The sequence below is a fragment of the Candidatus Dadabacteria bacterium genome (assembly GCA_009840385.1).
Lineage (GTDB): Bacteria > Desulfobacterota_D > UBA1144 > Nemesobacterales > Nemesobacteraceae > Nemesobacter > Nemesobacter australis.
Genome location: VXNX01000013.1, coordinates 259003 through 276828, shown reverse-complemented (window position 1 = coordinate 276828; position 17826 = coordinate 259003). Strand labels below are relative to the sequence as shown.

At 49.5% G+C, this 17826-nt stretch carries 15 protein-coding genes, 1 tRNA gene and 1 pseudogene; 11 read left to right on the top strand and 6 right to left on the bottom strand.

All coding sequences use genetic code 11. The annotated features are described in order from the left end of the window. Positions 1-110: 110 nt before the first annotated feature. Complete coding sequence (locus F4X55_05715; protein ID MYC40490.1) at positions 111-938, bottom strand: porin family protein; 828 nt, start codon at positions 936-938, stop codon at positions 111-113. 222 nt (positions 939-1160) lie between these two features. Between F4X55_05715 and F4X55_05710 the strand changes: the two genes are divergently transcribed. The 4 genes from F4X55_05710 to guaA all read left to right on the top strand — a co-directional run bounded on the left by F4X55_05710 (position 1161) and on the right by guaA (position 5454). Beyond that, positions 1161-1772 carry a hypothetical protein gene (locus F4X55_05710; GenBank protein ID MYC40489.1) on the top strand — a complete coding sequence of 204 codons (612 nt, stop codon included), beginning with the start codon at positions 1161-1163 and terminating at the stop codon, positions 1770-1772. A gap of 242 nt (positions 1773-2014) precedes the next feature. Further along, complete coding sequence (locus F4X55_05705; GenBank protein MYC40488.1) at positions 2015-2392, top strand: hypothetical protein; 378 nt, start codon at positions 2015-2017, stop codon at positions 2390-2392. A 5-nt stretch (positions 2393-2397) separates the two neighbouring features. Further along, complete coding sequence (gene guaB, locus F4X55_05700; GenBank protein ID MYC40487.1) at positions 2398-3867, top strand: IMP dehydrogenase; 1470 nt, start codon at positions 2398-2400, stop codon at positions 3865-3867. 54 nt (positions 3868-3921) lie between these two features. After that, positions 3922-5454 (top strand): glutamine-hydrolyzing GMP synthase, encoded by a 1533-nt coding sequence (guaA, locus tag F4X55_05695; protein ID MYC40486.1) that lies wholly within the window; start codon positions 3922-3924, stop codon positions 5452-5454. A gap of 3 nt (positions 5455-5457) precedes the next feature. On the opposite strand, the gene F4X55_05690 is transcribed toward guaA, so the two are convergent. The 3 genes from F4X55_05690 to F4X55_05680 form a co-directional block, all read right to left on the bottom strand. Beyond that, positions 5458-5670, bottom strand: coding sequence for a hypothetical protein (locus tag F4X55_05690; GenBank protein MYC40485.1), 213 nt, complete (start codon positions 5668-5670; stop codon positions 5458-5460). A gap of 246 nt (positions 5671-5916) precedes the next feature. Beyond that, on the bottom strand, positions 5917-6843 hold the full coding sequence (locus tag F4X55_05685) for an NAD-dependent epimerase/dehydratase family protein (protein MYC40484.1): 927 nt from the start codon (positions 6841-6843) through the stop codon (positions 5917-5919). A gap of 341 nt (positions 6844-7184) precedes the next feature. Then, positions 7185-7955: a hypothetical protein gene (locus F4X55_05680; GenBank protein MYC40483.1), complete on the bottom strand. Its 771-nt coding sequence runs from the start codon at positions 7953-7955 to the stop codon at positions 7185-7187. Positions 7956-8210: 255 nt separating this feature from the next. Here F4X55_05680 and F4X55_05675 point away from each other — a divergent pair, with 255 nt between their 5' ends. Then, the gene (locus F4X55_05675) at positions 8211-8987 is read left to right on the top strand and encodes a type III pantothenate kinase (protein MYC40482.1); all 777 of its coding nucleotides are present in this window, start codon (positions 8211-8213) and stop codon (positions 8985-8987) included. After that, a complete protein-coding gene (locus F4X55_05670; GenBank protein MYC40481.1) occupies positions 8959-9351 on the top strand; it encodes a hypothetical protein in 393 nt (130 codons plus the stop codon). Before F4X55_05675 ends, F4X55_05670 begins: the two co-directional genes overlap by 29 nt. Before the next feature lie 4 nt (positions 9352-9355). Here F4X55_05670 and F4X55_05665 read toward each other — a convergent pair whose 3' ends face one another. Further along, a complete protein-coding gene (locus tag F4X55_05665) occupies positions 9356-12085 on the bottom strand; it encodes a cyclic nucleotide-binding domain-containing protein (protein ID MYC40480.1) in 2730 nt (909 codons plus the stop codon). Positions 12086-12240: 155 nt separating this feature from the next. Between F4X55_05665 and F4X55_05660 the strand changes: the two genes are divergently transcribed. After that, on the top strand, positions 12241-12543 hold the full coding sequence (locus tag F4X55_05660; GenBank protein ID MYC40479.1) for a Dabb family protein: 303 nt from the start codon (positions 12241-12243) through the stop codon (positions 12541-12543). Between the two features lie 157 nt (positions 12544-12700). Next, a complete protein-coding gene (locus F4X55_05655) occupies positions 12701-13003 on the top strand; it encodes a Dabb family protein (protein ID MYC40478.1) in 303 nt (100 codons plus the stop codon). Here the strand turns inward: F4X55_05655 and tsaD are convergent. Next, positions 12991-14010: a tRNA (adenosine(37)-N6)-threonylcarbamoyltransferase complex transferase subunit TsaD gene (gene tsaD / locus F4X55_05650; GenBank protein MYC40477.1), complete on the bottom strand. Its 1020-nt coding sequence runs from the start codon at positions 14008-14010 to the stop codon at positions 12991-12993. The two genes, F4X55_05655 and tsaD, sit on opposite strands and share 13 nt — an antisense overlap. A gap of 157 nt (positions 14011-14167) precedes the next feature. Here tsaD and F4X55_05645 point away from each other — a divergent pair. From F4X55_05645 to F4X55_05635, 3 genes and pseudogenes are all read left to right on the top strand, one after another. Next, positions 14168-15362: pseudogene (locus F4X55_05645) on the top strand (sorbosone dehydrogenase family protein). Positions 15363-15472: 110 nt separating this feature from the next. Then, complete coding sequence (thiC, locus tag F4X55_05640; protein ID MYC40476.1) at positions 15473-17353, top strand: phosphomethylpyrimidine synthase ThiC; 1881 nt, start codon at positions 15473-15475, stop codon at positions 17351-17353. Between the two features lie 369 nt (positions 17354-17722). Then, positions 17723-17822 (top strand) — tRNA-OTHER (locus tag F4X55_05635). Positions 17823-17826: the final 4 nt, after the last annotated feature.

Genomic DNA, 17826 nt, shown 5'->3' with positions numbered 1-17826 from the left:
TCTGGAACTCCAAGCTAACTGTTGTTCTCCCGAATCCAAAAGCCGTCGGGAGAGAAAGAGTCTTCTTGAACGGGACCGAGATTTCTGCGAGACGACCGACTAGGAGCGGTTCAGAAGTACACAACCGCTTTTACTGAAAAGCCGGTTTCGCTTCCGTCAAGCGATATGGGAACCTTGACCTCAAAATCCGCAAAAGTCTCCCGGTCCTCCTTTCCGTACTGCGTATGGCGTATCTCGCCCCGGATTCCTATCTTATCGCCGATCATCTTTTCAAGACCTCCACCTACTGTCAGCCCGTATAAAGTCTCGTCGTAGGAATTGGTGCCTTCTGCGGTAAACTCGCCGGGACCACAGAGCACGTCGCCAGTTGGGCAGCCGTTGTAATCAACCTTTAACTCCGCATCCAAGCGGCGTACGCCGCCAAGAGCGTAGATTCCGGCACCTGGACCCAGAAGCGAGATCAGAAACGGGGGGCTAAACCCTGCCATCAACGTCACGCCGTAGCTGTTTTTTCTCTCGACGCTCCACTCGTCCGGCCAGGCCTCTCCGTGCTGGTTTCGGCCTTGGGATTGGCCTTCTCCGGGAAGCGTTCCGCTTATTGTGCCGCTGTGGAACTGTCCGTCAATCTCGACGCCTAAGTAGATGGTGCCGCTTGGGTCGAGATTGAGCCGGTAGCCGGCGAGGAGTCCGCCTGAAAAACCCGTTTTGCTTGCCGAGTCGCTGGTGTTGTAGATTTCTCCGTGCTGGAGAAAATTGGCCGGAACATCGGTGTTGTCAACGGTTTTCGCGTGTTCCATGCTCGCGCGCTCAATCCCGGCTGAAGCTCCGATGTAAAAACTGCCACTTTGGGCGACCGCGTTGCCGGAAACACCGAAAATCATTCCTGCCGCAAGTATTAAGACCCAAAGAGTTTTACTATTCTTAAGAGTTTTGATCATGGTTTTTTCTCCCTATATGTTCTTATTTCCGAGGTTGAATTTCTACGTAGGGCGGGGCTTGGGACCCTTTTTTCACTAATATTTATAGCTAGAAGGACGGCGGTTGTAAAATGAAGCGGTTAATGGTTCCAGATGCTTTTCCGGACTGTGGTCCGCGAGGAAGACTTGGTTTGTGGGGAAAAGCATGTATTACGGTTATAATCTGCCTCCGAAGGCATCGCTTTGCCTTTTAGAAGGCTTTTTATTTCCGGGGCCGGGCTTATGGATGCGGAAAAGATATTTTACGGTATAGACGAAGGAAAAAAGAGAAGATATCCGCGCAGACCTATCCTGATAGCGGTTCTCCTCGCACTGGGTCTCGGGGCTTTTAAGTTCGGACTTTACCCCGAGCAGTGGTTCTGGGAGAGCGATGGCATTTCCCGCAAACTGATCGTAAGAAATATGGAATCCCAGTGGATAAGCACGAAGAAAGGCTACCTTTTCTTCGTTCGCGGGGAGATCATGAATGAAAGCGATGTGCCAGTCAGCTACATAAAGCTCAGGAGCAGCTTTCAGGTATCGGGGCGGACCGTTTACGTTCAGGACTTTTATTCCGGAAACACCCTCTCGATTCGGGATCTTAGAAATGCCGATACTGACCATCCTCTTCAGAAACTGAACAGAAAAAGCGGGGATGACCTCTCGGCGCTCACCGGTACTGGTGCCTCTGCCAATGTCAACATAAAGCCCGGCAACACCGTCTTTTTCAACACTTTTTACCTTTCCGTTAACAAGATACTGGGCCTTAAGTATGAAATCGAGATTACGGATTTCGAAGTGATGTCTGAGGGCTAAGGGGATCTGTTTAGGGCTGGGGATTCTGTGGAAATCAGTGCTGCATTGTGTCTTAATCAAGAAATCCGGCTGTCAGATTGCTGCGATACGGCTGGTGCCGTGCCTTCCCCGCTCTCATTACGGAAACCGGGCCCCAAAAATTGTTACGGCGCAAATGCATATTGGAAGGACTTAAATTGCTTTATTAAGCCGTTTTTAGTAAACTACGATCTCTTATTATAGAGCAATCCGGTGGTTAAGCGATGAAATCTACACGAATAAAAGTAAGCATAAGTCAAGATGGTTCCCTTTCCAAGGAATCTGTCGACACTGTTGATTTCCAGTTTCCGGTCATTCCCAGGAAGCTTTTGAAATCCATGGGATTTGAGAAAGTGGACGATACGACTTATGTGGGTATCGTATCCGTTTTCCTGAATCTTCTTGATAAAGAGCAGGAAATAGAGATTGAACTCGGGGTTGAGGCTTCCGACGCGAGAAAGAAAATTCTGGATCTTTTCGGGAAGGGTTTTCAAAGTATGAGCGGGAGCGATGTTCCCAGTGATAAGGAAAAAGCAAAACCCGCCCCGAAAGCAAAAAAACCCAGGGCGAGGAAGGTCACTGCCACAAAGAAGGCCGGCTAACTGCTATGCAGGATTTTGTTTTTGAAGAAGCGCTTACCTTTGACGATGTAATACTTTCTCCCTGCTACTCCGAAGTTCTTCCGAGCGAAGTTGACGTTTCAGTAAGGCTTACCCGGCGCATAACCCTTAATATCCCCATACTGAGCGCGGCTATGGATACCGTGACCGAGTCCCGGACGTCGATTGCCATGGCGCAGGAAGGCGGCATAGGAATAATCCACAGGAATCTTTCCATCCCGGCGCAGGCGGGCGAGGTCGAAAGGGTAAAAAAATACGAAAGCGGAATGATAGTGAATCCTCTGACTGTACGGCCGGGAACACGGGTCAGTGAAGCGCTTGAGATAATGGTTGAAAACGATATCTCGGGTCTTCCCGTCGTAAAGCCCAACAACACTCTTCACGGAATAATCACCAATAGGGACATAAGGTTCGAAAAGAACATGGACCTTAAAATCGATAAAGTTATGACGCCCAGAAAAAATCTTGTCACGGTCAAAGAGGGCACAACTCTTCAGGAAGCCAAGGAGCTTCTTCACAAGTTCAAGATAGAGAAACTTCCCGTGGTTGACGAGGGCTTTAAGCTTCGTGGCCTCATAACCATGAAGGACATAGAGAAAATAGAGAAGTTCCCCAAGGCGTCCAAGGATGCGATGGGAAGACTTCTTGTGGGAGCTGCGGTCGGAGTTGACAAGCACAGCCAGGAGCGGGTGGATGAGCTTGTCGCCGGGGGTTGTGATGTCATAGTGGTGGATACCGCCCACGGGCATTCGAAAAGAGTGCTCGACAGCCTAGCTAAAATAAGAAATAAGTACCCCGATATAGATCTTGTGGCCGGCAACATAGCCACATCCGAGGCGGCCGAGGATCTTATAAAAGCGGGTGTGGATTGTCTTAAGGTTGGGGTCGGACCCGGGTCGATATGCACAACGCGCGTTATAGCTGGTATAGGAGTGCCCCAGATAACAGCCATAAGAAAGGTCTGTTCCGTAGCGAAAAGACATGACATACCCGTAATAGCAGACGGGGGAATAAAGTACTCGGGGGATATAACCAAGGCACTTGCCGCCGGCGCTGATTCCGTCATGATAGGAAATCTGCTCGCCGGGTCGGATGAAGCTCCCGGGGAGGTCGTTCTCTATCAGGGGAGAACCTACAAGGTGTACCGTGGCATGGGTTCGATTGAAGCGATGAGGGCCGGAAGCAGGGACCGCTACGCCCAGGACGATGAGATGATGGAAGCCAAGCTTGTTCCCGAAGGAATAGAGGGAAGAGTTCCTTACAGAGGCAATATAGGAGCCATAGTTTATCAGCTGGTCGGTGGGCTTCGGGCGGGGATGGGCTACACAGGTTCCGCGACCGTGAAAGAACTTCAGGAAAACGCAAAGTTTGTGAAGCTTACCAACGCCGGGCTTCAGGAAAGTCACGTTCACGATATCGTAATTACCAAGGAATCTCCTAACTACAGGATCGGGTGATAACGGTTTTATTGTCTCGTAAAGCAAGCTTCAGGGAGCGCGGTTTACCCTAAAATGCGCGAAAAAGTTCTGGTTCTTGATTTCGGTTCCCAGTATACGCAGCTTATCGCTAGGCGCACGAGGGAGCTCGGGGTCTATTCCGAGATAAAGCCCTACAACACTCCAGCAGACGAAATAAGCAAGGACCCGCCGGGGGCGATAATACTTTCCGGAGGGCCCTCAAGCGTCTGGGAGGATGCTTCTCCAAGGGTGGATGAGGAGATACTGTCTTTGGGAGTTCCCGTTTTGGGAATCTGTTACGGGCTTCAAGTGCTGGTCTTCCAGCTTGGCGGGGAAGTCGAGCGCTCTGAGAAAAGGGAATACGGACCCGCCGTTTTGAACCTAGTCACTGAAGATCCACTTTTCTCGGACGTGGCGAAGACCTCGGGCGTCTGGATGTCCCACGGCGACAGGGTCTTGAGAGTGCCCGAGGGTTTTTCGGCGATAGCCGATACCGAAAACACGGAGTGCGCGGCGGTTAGGAACGTGAGCGGAGACATATACGGAGTGCAGTTCCACCCGGAAGTCGTGCATACGGAATTCGGAGTCGAGATACTTTCTAACTTTCTTTTCCGGGTTGCGGGTCTCGGCGGGAACTGGACGGCGGGATCTTTCATAGAGCACTCAATACACGAGATAAGAGAAAGAGTCGGGGACGGCAAAATCATATGCGGGCTCTCAGGAGGAGTGGATTCCTCGGTTGCGGCGGCCCTCATTAACGAGGCGGTCGGCCGTAGGCTTTACTGTATTTTCGTCGATACGGGATGCATGAGGCTTGATGAGGCGCAGGAGGTCTGCGATGCCTTCTCCGGGTTTGAGATGAACTTCATTCACGTGGATGCCTCCGACAGGTTTCTTTCTCATCTTGAGGGTGTTGAGGATCCCGAGACGAAAAGGAAGATTATGGGCGAGCAGTTCGTTAGGGTGTTTGAGGAAGAGGCGGAAAAAATATCCGACGTCCGCTTCCTTGCCCAGGGAACCCTCTATCCCGACGTGATTGAGAGTGTGAGCGTCAAGGGGCCCTCGGCCGTTATAAAGTCCCACCACAACGTCGGGGGACTTCCGGAAAAAATGAACTTTGAGATAGTCGAACCCCTTAGAGAACTTTTCAAAGACGAGGTGAGAAGTGTTGGCGAGAAGCTTGGTCTCCCTACCTCCCTGATAGGCCGCCACCCCTTTCCCGGTCCCGGTCTTGCGATCAGGATAATGGGGGAAGTCACGCGAGAGAGACTTTCCATACTGAGGTGTGCCGACAGCATTTTTATCGACGAGCTTAAGAAATCGGGCGCCTACGACGAGATATGGCAGGCTTTCTGCGTATTTATTCCCGTGAAGACAGTCGGGGTGATGGGCGATGAACGCACCTATGAGAATGTCTGCGCGCTTAGGGCCGTGAGCAGTACGGACGGAATGACCGCCGACTGGTCGAAGGTATCCTATGACCTGCTCGGGAAAATTTCTGTGAGGATAATAAATGAGGTAAAGGGGATAAACCGGGTCGTCTATGATATATCCACGAAGCCTCCCGGCACAATAGAGTGGCAGTGACGTTTAGCTGACCCTTCTTTTAAATATGGCGAATTCGCCAGTAATTGTGGCAAGTTCCCAGCCTTCCTCGCCAAGCGAAACCAAGGAATCTTCAAGGTTTCCCCTTGTGCTTTCCCTTCGAGAGTCAACCTCTTCCTTGTAGACGTCTATATCATGGTCCTGCGGCCTTTTGACAAGCACGTCGGTCGAGACTACCTTGTAATCCCAGCGTTCCATTATTCTTCTTGCTCTCCGGTTTCCTCTTCTTCGTCAATGACAAGGAACGTTGCCTTGTCAGTTACGTCGGGAAGGGATTTTATGTGTTTATCGTAATCTTTCTGGGAGATTTCCCCTTCCGTTATGTATCTTTTGTAAATACGCACATCAAAGAATTCTTCATTGTCCTTCATCTTCCGCCCTCCGTGAAAGCAAGATTTTAACCACGGACGAGGTTTTTTCAAAGACAAAAGCTTCTGGTCCTACTTAACCTCTCTCTTGTGAAAACCAGTTCCATGTTCTAAAAAGCCCCTCGCGCAAAGCCACTTGCGCACTCCATCCTAGTCTTTCCACCGCCAAGGAACAGTCAAGGCTTATTCTCCTTACCTCGCCGGGACGCTGTTTTTCATGGACGGTTTCGAATCCAGTTTTTGTTACTTCCCCGAGGATGCACGCTATATCATTTACAGAACTTTCGATAGACGTTCCTATGTTGAAGGTTCCCTCTTCTTCGAGGCTTGCGGCGAGAAGGTTTGCCCGGGAGACGTCAGAGACATGTACGTAATCCCTCGTCTGTTCTCCGTCTCCGAATATGAGGCAGGGTTTTCCGTTGATTATGTTCTCGCAGAAAATCCCTATTACTCCCGCTTCTCCCTCGGGGTTCTGCCTTTCTCCGTACACGTTTGCGTATCTTAGGATCACGTGTCCGAAGCCATGGTTTTTCGAGTGGTACCTCACGTAATTTTCCGTTGAGAGTTTCGAGATGCCGTAGGGAGAGAGGGGAAGAGCCGGGGTTGACTCGTCTGCAGGAAGTTTTTCTGGTTCTCCGTAGAGGGCACCTCCGGTGGATGAGAAGATAAACTTCTCTGTTTTGTGTTCCGCGCAGAGCCTTAGAACGTTGAGGGAACCACCTATGTTTACATCGGCATCGAAACTGGGGTCTTCAACCGAGTCTCTTACATTTATTTGGGCCGCGTGGTGGTTTACGACCTCGGGGCGGAACTGGAGGAACACTTTTTCGAGTCCCGTAAAATCCCTTACGTCGCACTCAATGAATTCGGCTTTTGGCGGAATATTGTTTTCAGATCCCGTGGAGAGGTTGTCTATTACGAAAACCTCGTGCCCCTCGGAAATATACGCTTCGCATACCCAGGAACCTATGAACCCCGCTCCGCCTGTAACTATTATTCTCACTTTTTCTTCTTCCGGACGCGGTGAAATAATAGTTTTCCCCTAGGATTTTGTCAAAAAGCTAGCATGCACTTTACGAGATTGTGTTGTCTCGGTATTGGTAGGAACCTGATGACCCAACCCGTCGCGGGTTGTGCAGTCTATGGTGTATCAGGAACAACTCGGCGCTTCCCTTTGCTCCGCCAAAGGTTGTTCTACTAAGCTTGACCTTGTTTCTGTGTTGACCGATTCAGCAGCTTGAATCTATCAAACCGGTGCACACGAACCCATATGTGGAGGCATGGAAGGGGAGAAATCGCGAGATTCTCCCTTCCAATCTTTTTAATTGTTCAGCGGTATTTCGATTATGGCATACGCTGCTCGGGAGAAACCCTGCCATCGCTGTCAAAAACATTGTAGCATGATCTCAGTTCCAGTCCGTTGCCGTTATCCTGTGTAAGATACTTTTGCAGCCCCGTGTGGACCATGTCTGGATCAGTTCCATTCGCCGTTGTCGCACTTTCATCATCAGGATCTTTTGTTCCGCCACAACTCTCAACATCTAATGTATCTATTGGTACCAGCACGTAGGGACAAATCACCACAGGTTTAAGTGTTCCTTCTCCCCCTGGGCGGTAAGCGTAGCCCGTCCAGTAACCGGTATATATCGTTTCTCCCTGAACAACTGCATCGTCGGTTGTTGCAGCAAGAAAATATGCTCCGGGCCTGTCAAAAGTTTCGCCCGTTTCACTCACATAGGCGGATACGATAGTCGCCGGATTATTATCACTTTCGCCGACCCTTATACCAATTTGCGGGAAGAACCCCTCTCCAAAAGCGCTACTGCTGGCGGTAAGCGTAACGTTAGGTTCACCCCCAACCACATCATCTCTTTCCGAAGAAACTTTGACAATTTCGGTTACGCAATCCGTATCTCCACCCATATTAACACTGGTATAGAATCCTCTCATCTCAATCGGCTCCACTCCATTATCATCGTCATCCCAAAAATCAAGATCGCAAGATGAGAGCGCGAGCAATCCGGTAAGACAAAACGCAATCGATAAAGCAAGAGTTCCGAGACCACGCAACCCACGAATACGGCACCACGCGGGATTATTGTAAAACCTCTTCATAACTAAAACCCCCTCTAATATAAGATTTTGCGATTATAGCACAATTCCCATAGAAATACTTGTACGATCTACTCCTATCAAAGGTCTGTTTTTATGTCAGTGTACATAGTTTAGTGCTTCGGTTTACACGGTTTTTAAGTTATACTCCCCTCGAAACCAGTTTATCCGCATCGGATTAATAATATCTTGTTGTCCCGGAAACGCCTGCACCTGTCAATCAACAGGTGAGATCACAATGACCGGGCTTAATTAGCCATGCTTCTCGCAATTGATGTCGGCAACACCAGCATAATGGTCGGAATATTTTCCGGAGAGGATCTCGTATACAGTTTCAGGATCGATACCGACAGAACTAAAAGTCCCGATGATTACGGAATTATCTTCTTCGGGAAGATGAACGATAACGACATATCGTCCTCTTCGTTAAGCGGCGCCATACTTTCCTGTGTGGTTACCGAGATGCAGGAGGGGATGGCGAAACTGGTGGAGAAATATTTCGGTCATCAGCCCATAATCGTGGGTCCTGAGACGAGGACGGGAATGCAGATCCGGATTTACAATCCCGAGGAGCTCGGAGCCGACAGGATAGCAAACGCTGTTGCGGCTTACCACCGTTTCGGCGGAAGCGTGATAGTGGTTGATCTCGGCACGGCTACAACTTTTGACTGCGTTTCGGAAAAAGGGGAATATCTGGGCGGAGTGATAGTCCCGGGGATCGAGCTATCTACAGTAGCGCTTTACCACGGGACGTCCAAGCTTCCGAAGGTTGATCCCGAAAAACCCGAACAGGTGATCGGCAAAGACACAGTCGAGTGCATACAGTCGGGGCTGTTTTACGGTTACGCCTCAATGATTGACGGGCTCTGCGCAAAGCTCAAGGAGGAGATGAAATCCTCTCCTGAAATCGTAATGACCGGGGGGTTTGCCGAAGCGATCTCTGAGGAATGCACCTGCGCGAACCGGGTCGACAATGACCTTGCTCTCCATGGCCTGAGACTGCTCTATGAACTTAACTCTCAGATACTCTGTTAGGAAAATCGTCTCGGAAACCACCTGCTTTGTTCTTTCCCTTGAACTTTCAGAGGGCCGTCGCCACTGGGTTTTTCCAAACGCTGGATGGATGGATAAAAGGCAGAAGGCTATAGGGATTGAGTTTGAAGAAAACGACCTTTGGGTTTTTTTACGCGGGCAATGTTGCTCGGCGAAAGCCGATTTTTCCGTTTCTGGAAGGTACGTTTCGCGCCACGAAGGTTCCGCTAAACTTTCTTTTTACCTCGATGACTCTCCGTTGCTTGAGGGCAATTACGTTTTACTTTCTCCAAGCTGGGGGCGACGTTCCCGAAGAAAGATGTGGCTTTTGATTCCCGCTTCTGGGAGGGAGCGCGGTCGGCAGTGACCGGCTATTTTAGACCGAGGTCAGTCGATACCCTGGTATGGTTTCCCGTTTTTGGGAGAACCTTGAGTTTTTCGGATTCTTCGGGTCTTGGATCGTAAAAAATTTCTTTTTCGTTCGCCAAAAACAGCTCTCTCCATAACGCGTATCCCTTTCTGTTCATATGGAGGCTGTCTTCTGTGAACAGTTCCTCTTTTACGTCTCCGTTCTCATTTAGCATGTAATCGTAGACGTTTAGGTAAAAAGCGTTGGGTTCTCTTGACAGAAACTGCCTTATGAGATCGTTTGACGCTTCGATTCTGTCGAGAAAAGGGAACCTTACGGGACTTGGTTTTATGGAAACAAACGTGAATTTCGTGTGGGGATAGGATTCTCTGAAGCGGTAGTAAAAATCCACGAAGAAATTCAGTATTTGTCTTGGCAGACAGCCGTCTCCTATATCATTGTCGCCCGCATAGAAAATTAGGGATTTAACGTCATTCGGTTTTATAAGGCGTTCGAAATAGTGCAGGCAGTAGGCAATCCTGGCGCCGCCGAAACCCAGGTTTGAAACATTGTATTCGGGAAAATCCCTTGCCATGCCTCTCCAGAGGCGGAAGCTTGAACTGCCGTAAAAAACCGTAGCGTCATTTTTCTTTCCGACATGACGTCTTTCAAGAATCCTTACGTCTTGCTCAAACAGGTTTTTGTCGATTACGAGGGATTCTTTTTCGACCTGCTCAAAAGTTTTTAAGTTGATCTTGGTGGATTCCGCTCGCCTTGCGAGCCCCGCCGCCTCTTCCACGTAAGTCCTGTACAGGTTTCCGTATTCCTTGACGAATTCAAAAAGCTTGTCTTTGTTATCCTCGGGATTTTTGACGTAATCGGATGTCTTGAAGGGCTTTTTTATTGCTAGGGAAAACACGTTCTGGTTTATTCTCTTGTCGAAGTTCGCAACCGCTATGGGAACGATATAAGGTTCAGGTTCAATTGACGCTGCCAGGAGAAAGGCGCCCAGCTTGAACGGCCCGGGCGATTCCTCGGTTGTCATGCTGGTTCCTTCGGGACTTATAACTATGTTAAATCCTTTCGCGATGTATTCCCTGGCGGTATCGTAGAATTTTTTCCTCCATGCTTTTCTACGCTCGGGGGTCTGGTTCGCGGTGTCGGATTCGTCGGTGTAGACGTTTATATGCCCGAGTCTTTCGTAGTAGTATTCGTGTCCGTATTCCTCGGCTCTTGGGACGCGCACGACGCGGATCCCGGCCTCGCCGTACTTTGCGTAGAGAACCATTGAGCTTATGAAGTGGGAATCGAGCGTGATCTGGAAATGGTTGGGAAGGGTGTTGTAGGGGTGGTTCAGTAGGTGATTGTATATGAAGATGTGCCCCGGTTGGTCGGGCAGGTTCTCCCAGCCTTCGATTACGTAAGGGGTGTTTTTGAATACACCTGCGAATTGCTTGGCCGCCATTGTTCTTATTTCGCTTGGAGAAAGCGACTTTGGCGCGGCAGTCACGGACTGATAAACGTTTTTCAGGCCCTCGAAAAAGTTGTACTCCTTGTAGATTTTTCCGAGAATATCAAGGCTGAGACGGGACATTTCCCTCTCAAGGCTGCTTCCTTCTTTTTCCAGTCTGAACAGAAGCCGGAAGGCGTCATCGAGCGTCAGCGGGTTATTCAGCAGATGAGGAAGTTTATGGATGGGAGAATTCACGCTTAACTGCATGGAGTTTTGCTCGATAAGATTGCTTATGGCCAGTATTTCGCGTTCATATCTCTGCGATATGAGTCCCGCGCGGGCGTTTCGAAGCCGAATCGATATAAGCCACAGGAGTCTTCTGGCCAGAGCCAGGGCCGAGTATGGGTCCTGATTCAGGATTTTATGAAGATTGCGTGCGCTTATGTGGTAGATAACTGAATTCCTGCTCGCAACGGCGGTAACGTCGTTTGACCCTGCCGGGGCGGCCCCCATCCAGCCGACCAGATATCCGGGAAGGTTAATCAGGTGAAGTGCGACCGATTCCTCGATTCCACCCTGCGAGCTGTCGGGCGAGAAGCACAGTGCCGCCTTTCCGTAAGCCAGTATGTCTATCCCCTTTGAGATATCCCCCTGAGCGAATATGGGCTCGTTGTTCAGATAATATTTTTTCTGGACCGCTTTTGCCAGATGGCGAAGTGTCTTGTCGGGGAAAATCTCGAAAAAAGGGGATTGCCTCAGAAGCGCAAGCGGGCTGGGCACGGATATGTATTTTCCCTCTTGGGAGAAGTCGCCTGTTTTTCCCGACTCAATATCCCAGCTTAGGTTGTTGTATTCTGCAAGCTCTGCTCGGACATGCGTCAGGAGGTTTATGCTCTTGCCGAGAACGAAAAGCAGGAATTCACGTCCGAGAAGCGGTTCCTGGTCAAAGAATTTTTCAAGATTCTGGTGACTCCACTTAAGCAGTATGCAGGGCTTCTCGCATGTAATAGTTGTGTAGTAGCGTTTGGGAGAGCGAAAGCCCGACCAACCTATGGGCGTGAATTTTTCACTGCTCTTCCCCACGGAGAACTCATCTGTTTTATCTTCGACGCTGATTGAGAAATTCACCTGGCCTTCAACCAGAAAGTAGAAGGAATGGCTCGGTTCGAATTGCTTGGTGAGAACGTAGCGTTCCGGCACTTCTATCAGTTCGCCTATCTTAAGCAGGAAATCAGTTTTGTCTTTCTCGAAATTCGAAACAAACGGAAGTTCGCTGAATATCTCTTTTTTTTCCCACATAAAAAATAAATCATACCTTTTTTATCTACAGAATATACTTTGTCACCGGAAGCGGGGTATATGTCTGGATATGATCAAGGGCTTTTTCGCAATTCCGCTGAAAATAATTTACGCTGTTTGAAAAAACTACAGAAACTTTTTCCAAGGAGACTCAAGTGATAAAACGTATGGTGATGTGGAAGCTGAAGGATTTGCACGAAGGAATGAGCAAGGATGAGCTTATTGCCAAGTTCGAACAGGAATTAGAGGGACTGAAAAGCGCCGTTCCGGAGATAAAGACCATGGAGCTTGGCAAAAGTTTTAGCGAACTTCCCGTCACGTACGATGTAGCTCTCTATTCTGAGTTCGACTCGAAGGAAGATTACGAAGTTTTCCTGAAGCATCCCAAGCACTTGGAGGTCGGGAAGTTCATCCGGCAGATAAGAACGGACGTGGCTCTTGTCGAGTACGAAACGTGATTTCTTTGCTTCCGCCTTGCGGTTGAATAAGGGTATATATCAAGTGCGGACACCCTGTTACCCGCTTTTATCGGCAATGAAAAAGTTTTCGCAATTTTATGAAAAATAATTTACACTGCTTAGGTAAGCTACGGACACTTTCTCCAAGGAGACTCAAGTGATAAAGCATATAGTGATGTGGAAACTCAAGGATTCGCACGAAGGGATGAGCAAGGATGAGCTCATGGACAAGATCAAGCAGGATCTTGAAAGTCTCAAAAGCGTGATTCCTGAGATAAAGGACATGGAGATCGGCAGGAATTCTAATGAACTTCCCACCTCATTTGATGTTGCTCTTTATTCCGAGTTTGAATCGAAGGAAGATCTTGAAATCTACCAGAAGCACCCCGAGCACCTGAAAGTTGCGGAATTCATCCGGCAGATAAGGACGGATGCGGTTGTTGTAGACTACGAAACGTGATTTCTTTGGTTTCGTCTGGCGGTTGAATAAGGAGATATATCAAGTGCGGACACCCTGTTATCCGTGTACATGTGGTAACCGAGCGTGGCTATCATGGCTGCGTTATCGGTACAAAGAGCGGGCGAGGGGATAAAAACATTTATTCCTTCGCTTCTTATTCTCTCTTCGCTTAGCTTTCTTAGCCTTGAGTTGCAGGCTACCCCTCCTGCTAAAACGACGCTTTCAACTCCGTTTTTCCTTGTGGCATTAAGCGTCTTGTCAATAAGGGTTTCCACTATGGCTTCCTGAAACCCGGCGCATACGTCGCAGAGGTTCTCTTCGCTTTTAACCGGGTTTTTCTTTATGTGGTTAAGAAGAGCCGTTTTAAGCCCGCTGAAACTAAAATCATGGGATTCATTGTTAAACGGTCTTGGAAAACTGATCGCGTCGGGATTGCCGTTTTTTGAGAGTTTGTCTATTTCAACTCCTCCCGGGTATCCGAGCCCGAGTGCCTTTGCCCCCTTGTCAAAAGCCTCTCCTGCGGCGTCGTCCCTCGTGCTTCCGAGCAGTTCGAAGTCAAGAAACCCCCTTACCATGTAAAGGTTCGTGTGCCCTCCGGAAACTATGAGTGCGACAAAGGGAAAATCAATTTCGTTCTCAAGGTGCGCCACGGCTATATGTGCTTCCAGATGGTTTATCCCGACAAGAGGTTTTCCGTGCGAGAACGCAAGCGCCTTGGCCGTTGAGATTCCGACCATGAGAGAGCCTATGAGTCCTGGTCCTTGGGTTACCGCTACGGCGTCTACTTCCCCGGCGGAAGTCTCGGCGTTCTCGAGAGCCTGATTTATTACCTGGAGGATTATTTCGGTGTGCATGCGCGACGCTATCTCCGGAACGACTCCGCCGAAGGCGTTATGAACGTCAATCTGCGAGGAAATCACGTTTGAGAGCATATGTTTTCCGTCTCTTATCACTGCCGCGGAAGTTTCATCGCATGATGTTTCAATACCCAGGATTAGAGAAGACATAAATCGAACCTCTTCAATGAGATGGATAATAACTTTACCCAAGTGCTCAATTTAGTGAACGGTGTGCCAAGGAAGAATTTTCGGTCCTACTCTGTTTGCATGCGAATATGTTGACATTCAGCGGGTTTGCGAGTGTTTTTATTTCAGAGAGGTTATTATGCCGAGGATTTTCAAGCTGCTAATTCCGTGTCTTTGCGTTTTCCTCTCGTTCGGCTGCGGCTGTGGGGAAAAAGCCGCCCCGGACGGGAGCATTCAAACTCCCAGCGAGCCTGTGCCCTCGGAAATTCCTGCGGATCCCATGCTCTCACGTATATCTCTTCCCGAGGGTTTTTCCATTTCGTTTTATTCAAATGAGGTGCCCGGTGCCCGGTGCGCGTTCGCTTGCACTTGGCGCCAAGGGCACATTGTTTGTCGGCACTAGATCTAGAACTGTGTACGCCCTTAGCGATACGGATGGTGATAATTATGCCGAAACCGTTCGTATAATCGCGGACAACCTCAATACTCCAAACGGCGTTGCGTTTCAAGACGGAGACCTTTATGTTGCGGAAATAAGCCGAATTCTCCGCTATGACAATATCGAGAACCATCTCTCTTCTCCTCCGGACCCCGTGGTTGTAATTGACACGCTCCCGAGGGATACGCATCACGGGTGGAAGTTCATCCGATTCGGACCGGACGGAAAACTCTACGTTCCGGTCGGAGCGCCGTGCAACGTCTGCAAAAGAGACGACGAGCGCTACGCCGCGATCCTGAGAATCGATCCCGACGGATCGAATCTTGAGGTTTTCGCCCACGGAGTGAGAAACACCGTGGGTTTTGACTGGCACCCGGAATCCGGTGTGCTCTGGTTTACGGATAACGGAAGAGATAATATCAGTAGCGATCGGGAAATTAATGATAACAGCCCTCCGGATGAACTTAACCGCGCCGGGGAATCCGGACTTCATTTCGGTTTTCCTTACTGCCACGGGGCGGATGTTCAGGATCCGCAGTTCGGCTCGGAGCGCGGTTGCGACGAGTTTGTTTTTCCTCAGTGGGAACTTCCCGCGCACGTTGCGGCGCTCGGCATGCGGTTTTACACGGGTTCCATGTTCCCCGTGTCTTGGAGAAACGCGATTTTCATCGCGGAGCACGGATCTTGGAACAGAAGCGTGCCCGCAGGTTACAGGGTGACCGCGGTGCGCCTCAATCAATCGGGGAACGCGGCTTCATACGACGTGTTTGCCCAGGGGTGGCTCGGAAGCGACGGGACCGCTTGGGGGAGGCCCGTTGATGTACTCGTTGCCCCGGACGGAGCTTTGCTTGTATCCGATGACCGCAGAGACGCTGTCTACAGGATTTCCCGCTGACATTTCCATTGATAACCGGAGTTTTTTGTCGTCCAAATTATTTGTAAAGGGGCTTATAATCCCCTAAACTAATATTGTCCGAAGCGTTTTGGTCAAGGGGGCCTTTGCTAATGAGTTCTTCCCGGAAAAAAGAGAAAATACCCACCAAATCCGTAATAACGAGAGACCCTTTTCCCAAGTCAAAAAAGATATACGTGGATGGAAAAATCCACGACATAAAGGTGGCCATGAGAGAGGTTGAGACCGACGATCCTATCTCTGATGCCCCGGGTGCGGACAAGTTCAGCATAACCCTTTATGACACAAGCGGTCCCTATACCGACCCCGATGTCGATATTGACGTTCACAGGGGTCTTCCGCCGCTTCGCGAAAAATGGATAAGGGAGCGGGGAGATGTTCAGGAACTTTCTGATTTTTCCTCGGAATTCGCGAGAAAAAGACTTGAGAGGGCAAACGGGATAACTTTCGGGAACATAAGAAAGCCCCTTTGCGCCGTTCCCTCGCGAAACGTAACCCAGATGCACTACGCGAAGAAGGGAATCATAACGCCCGAGATGGAGTACATAGCCATAAGGGAGAACCAGAGAATCGACGAACTGAAGGATGCCTACGGGCAACTTGCGGCTTACCACGAGGGGGTTGATTTTGATGCGCGCATTCAGACCCGCCACATCACCCCCGAGTTCGTAAGGGAAGAGGTTGCCGCCGGGCGCGCCATAATTCCCAACAACATAAACCATCCCGAAAGCGAGCCCATGATAATAGGGCGGAACTTTCTCGTGAAGATAAACGCGAACATAGGGAACTCCGCCGTTACATCGAGCATTGAGGAGGAGGTCGAAAAAGCGGTCTGGGCTTGCAGATGGGGGGCGGACACCATAATGGATCTTTCGACCGGAGACAACATTCACGAAACCAGGGAGTGGATAATAAGAAATTCCCCGGTTCCCGTGGGAACCGTTCCCATATACCAGGCCCTTGAGAAAGTTAAGGGAAAACCGGAGGAACTTACCTGGGAGATTTACAGGGATACCTTAATAGAACAGGCGGAGCAGGGGGTTGACTACTTCACCATACACGCGGGAGTGCTCCTTCGCTACATTCCCCTTACCGTCGACAGGGTTACGGGGATAGTTTCGAGGGGCGGGTCAATAATGGCCAAGTGGTGTCTCTCACATCACAAGGAAAGTTTTCTCTACACCAATTTCGAAGAAATCTGCGAGATAATGAAGGCTTACGACATAGCATTTTCTCTGGGTGACGGCCTTCGACCGGGTTCGATAGCCGACGCGAACGACGCTGCGCAGTTTGCCGAGCTCGATACCCTCGGAGAACTTACCCAGATAGCCTGGAAGCACGACGTTCAGGTTATGATAGAAGGTCCCGGACACATCCCGATGCAGATGATAAGGGAGAACGTGACCAAGGAGCTTGAGATATGCGGAGAGGCTCCTTTCTACACTCTTGGGCCCCTTACGACCGACATAGCCCCTGGATACGACCACATAACTTCCGCCATAGGAGCGGCTATGATAGGCTGGTACGGGACCGCGATGCTTTGCTACGTCACCCCGAAGGAGCATCTCGGCCTTCCCAATAAAAAGGACGTAAAGGACGGGGTTATAACCTACAAGATAGCCGCGCACGCTGCGGACCTTGCTAAGGGCCACCCCACAGCGCAGCTTCGCGACAACGTGCTCAGCAAAGCCAGGTTTGAATTCCGGTGGAATGATCAGTTCAATCTCTCTCTTGACCCGGATACCGCGCGTGAGTTCCATGACGAAACTCTCCCGGCAGAAGGGGCAAAGGTTGCGCATTTCTGCTCCATGTGCGGCCCCAAGTTCTGCTCTATGAAAATCACGCAGGATATAAGGGATTACGCGAAAGAGCAGGGTCTTTCAGAGATGGATGCTGTTCAGAAAGGGCTTGATTCCAAGGCCAGAGAATTTGTGGATAAGGGGAAAGAGATATACGTCGAAAGGCCGGACTAGATAAACGTTTTTACATTTTATTTTGGTTTTAACTACCAAATCATGATGGTTATGTGTGTTCGGATTTTTCTTCTTTAGTTGTACGTTGTAGCCCCTCTGGAGTAACACTTTCTGGATCAATTCGATCTTCACGAACCCTAGGAGCCGGAGACTGGTACGCACGTAGACGTTGGCCAGCAGTTTCGTAAAAACCGGACACTAAATTTGGGAATTACATACTTAAATAAAAAACCCTATACACTATTACATCCAGAAAGAACCCAATTCATGAAAAGTTTTTTCCTCCCCTAAAAATTTATCCTTTTTCACTTTTAAGCCCCTCTAACTATTAACTTTTTCGTATTATCATGTTATAATAGAGTAAGAAGCGGGGGTGTAGTATTAACCGGGGAAATAGCCCACTAAGTTTATTATTTACACAATAATAAACGAGGCCGGGAAGTTGCGGGTTCGAGACCCGTCACCTCCACTTC